This window comes from Nguyenibacter vanlangensis (assembly GCF_013376155.1).
Classification (GTDB): domain Bacteria; phylum Pseudomonadota; class Alphaproteobacteria; order Acetobacterales; family Acetobacteraceae; genus Gluconacetobacter; species Gluconacetobacter vanlangensis.
On sequence record NZ_JABXXP010000320.1, the window covers coordinates 1 to 3,306 of the forward strand.

Consider the following 3,306-nt stretch of genomic DNA (forward strand, 5'->3'; position numbering starts at 1 on the left):
CCAGCGCGCGGCCGGCCGTCTGCACGCCCGGGCAGGCGGTGACGCGCAGGCCGGCGGCATCGAGCGCGGTGCGGATCAGTTCGGCGATGGCGGATTCGTCCTCGACCAGCAGGACGTGCCGGGGTGATGTCATGCGCGGCAATCCGATGCGGTGATGTCCATTGTCGTGCCGCGTGGCTGGGCGGCGGGGGCGGGACGCGGCCAGGGGGCGATGCCGCGCGGGGACAAGGCGAGGGTGCCGAGTTCCAGCACGCCGTTGCTGGTATGTCCGGCCGCAGCGCGGATGTCGTCCAGGGTGAACCAGCCGGCATCCAGCGCGTCGCCGCCGGCGCGGAGCGTGCCCTGGCCAGTATCGGCGCAGCGGATGGCGACGATGACGTAATGGAAGCGCAGGCTGCCGTCCGGGGCGGGGTCCCGCACGTCGAAGGCGGTCAGCACGCCCTCGGCATGGGCGATGAGGCCGGTTTCCTCGAACAATTCGCGTTCGGCGGCCTGCATGACGCCCTCGCCATGTTCGATGCGGCCGCCGGGAAAGCCCCAGAGGCCCTGGTCCGGCGGGTTGGCCCGCCGGACGAGCAGCAGACGGGAGGCGCGCGCCACGACCGCGAGGATCGCGGCCGGGACAGAAGGAGAGACGACCATGGAGGCATATAACCACGCCCCGGGCGCCGGCACAGGTCACAGACGCGTAAGCGGCCCGGGGATGGCCAGCCCCTGGGGATGCCCCTGGGGGGATGCCGTGGGGGGATGCCCTGGGGGGAATGACCGGCCGGGGATGACCGGCCGGTATGGCCGGTCAGGGGACGACCGGGAGCAGGATGGACGTGGCCTGGGTGCCGCCGCGATGGATGGACTGGGTGGCGGCGACGTAATCCTGCGGGCCGGCGCGCAGGATGTTGGGCACGAAGTGCTGCGGGTTGCGGTCATAGAGCGGGAAGAGCGAGGACTGGATCTGGACCATGATCCGGTGTCCGGGCTGGAAGACGTGATTCACCGCCGGCAGGGTGAAACGATATTCCGCCGTCGCGTTCGGGGTGATCGCCGTGGGATGGTCGAAGCCGGTGCGGTAGCGGCCGCGGAAGATGTCCATCGACACCGCGAGCTCGTAGCCGCCCATTTCCGGCCGGTCGCCGTCGGTCGGGGGCTGGACGTCGATCAGCTTGACCACCCAGTCGGAGTCGGTGCCGGTGGTGGCGGCGAACAGGTCGGCGACCGGGACGCCGCTGACGCGTACGGGCTGGGTCAGGACGGGGGTTTCGTAGGTCAGGACGTCCGGGCGGCTTTCTGCCATGCGCTGGTCCTGGACCAGCCAGGTCTTCCAGCGCGCGGCGTCGGTGGCGAAATTGAAGGGGCGTTGCAGGAAGGGGACCGGGTGGGCCGGGTCGGAGACGTAGGAATCCTGCGCGTCGGCCGCCGGATGGTCGAAGGAGAGGCCGTAGCCGGCCTGCAGGAACAGCGGCTTGAGCGGATGGGCGCAGGACGTGCCGTCGCAGGCCAGGGGCCATTTGGCGAAGCGGTCCCAGTGGTTTTCGCCGGAATTGTAGATGATGGCCTGCGGCAGGTCGGCCGGCGGCGCGCCGGGGCGTAGATACTGGTTGAAGAAGGGCAGCAGCACGTCGCGCCGGAACTGGTGGGCGGTGTCGCCGTCCCAGTGCAGGGGGCCGAGGCTGGAGCCGTCGTAATTGACCTGGCTGTGCCGCCACGGGCCCATGACCAGGATGTTGGGGACGTTGGGGGCTGTCTGTTTCAGGGCCATCCAGGAATGGATCGCGCCCCACATGTCCTCCTGGTCCCACAGGCCCTGTTCCCACAGGGTGGGCACCGTCAGCGGGTGACGGGTGATCAGCTTGTCCAGGGCCTGGTCCTGCCAGAAGGCATCATAGTCGGGATGGGCCAGCATGCGCTGCCACCAGGGGAACTGGTCCAGCCCCGCCGCGGTGGCGAAGCGGCCGGCCGAGCCGGCGCGCAGGAAATTGGTGTAGTCGTCGTGGTCGATGCGGGGGATGGTCGCGCCCTCGCCGCGCACCGTCATCTGTTCGGTGAAGTAATCCAGCCCGCCCTGGCGGAAGGCGCCGTAATGGTACCAGTCATCGCCCATCCAGCCATCGACCATCGGGCTCTCGGGGGCGGCGACCTTGAGCGCCGGGTGGGGGTTCAGCAGCGCCATGACGACGGTGAAGCCCTCGTAGGACGAGCCGAGCATGCCGACGCGGCCGTTGGATTCCGGCAGGTTGTGGACCAGCCAGTCGATCGTGTCCCAGGCGTCTGTCACCTCGTCGGTGCGGGTGGGGTTGAGGGGGCCGCGGACCGGGCGGGTCATGACGTAATCGCCCTCGGACCCGTATTTGCCGCGGATGTCCTGGAAGACGCGGATATAGCCGGCCTCGACGAACACGTCGTCGCCCTGTGGCAGGAGGGCGCGCATCGAGGGCGCGTTCTCCACCCGGTTCAGCCGTTCCGAGGCGTGATAGGGCGTGCGGGTCAGCAGGATCGGCGCGTCATGCGCGTTGCGGGGGATGACGATGACGGTATGCAGCTTCACCCCGTCGCGCATCGGGATCATGACGTCGCGCTTGACGTAGTCGCGCGCGTCGGTGGGGAAGGTGACGTGGGCGGGGATGTCGCTGCCGGTCTGCACCGTCAGCGGAGATGCGGCCGGCGCGGCGGGGTGGGCGGCGTGGTGCGTCGAGCGGGGGGCGGCGTGGGCCGGGATGGCGGCCAGGGTGGTGGTGGCCAGCGTTGTGCCGGCCAGCGTTGTGCCGGTCAGGGCCAGGGCGGTGAGGAAAGAGATCGCCCCGCCCGGGCGGTGTGTGTGAAGGGTCAAAACCTGGCGCTCCTGCTGAATTCCCGGCTGGGGTGGTCGCGGGTAAGAGTGTGGTGATTCCGTTCGTGCGACCATGTCGCAGCCGAACGGATCAGGCAACCGGGGGGAGCGGGATTCGGTGTGGCCGGGCCGGCGTCCGGCGTTCAGTGGCCCAGGAAATGGGCGATCGCGTTTTCCCTGGGGCGGGTCAGCACGACATGGGCGCGGCAGCGGGGGGTGCCGTAGACGCCCCGGATGCTGTCGCCGTCGGGCGTGCCCTCGAACACCATCGGGTAGGGTTTGTGGTTCATGTCGCTGAGCAGCAACTGGGCGTGGAAGCGGCCCGGGGTGGCGTCGCGCGTGCCGAGCAGGATCTGCGAGCCGTCGGCGGGGGTGAAGGCGATGCGTTTCGTGCCGATCTGCAAGGTGGAGGGGGCGCGGGTTTCGGGGCAGATGCCGCGATCGGCCACCAGCGTGCCCGTCCACAGGCCCAGCGGGTCGGC

General features: G+C 69.9%; 3 protein-coding genes. All 3 read right to left on the reverse strand.

Annotated features, from left to right (window positions below; all coding sequences use genetic code 11):
* Positions 1–129 precede the first annotated feature (129 nt).
* Positions 130–642, reverse strand: a complete 513-nt coding sequence (locus HUK84_RS13110; RefSeq protein WP_176640690.1) for an NUDIX hydrolase — start codon at positions 640–642, stop codon at positions 130–132.
* 154 nt (positions 643–796) lie between these two features.
* Positions 797–2,767: a CocE/NonD family hydrolase gene (locus tag HUK84_RS13115; RefSeq protein WP_374729344.1), complete on the reverse strand. Its 1,971-nt coding sequence runs from the start codon at positions 2,765–2,767 to the stop codon at positions 797–799.
* A gap of 200 nt (positions 2,768–2,967) precedes the next feature.
* On the reverse strand, positions 2,968–3,306 hold a 339-nt coding region (locus tag HUK84_RS13120; RefSeq protein WP_176640692.1), incomplete at its 5' end, for a hypothetical protein.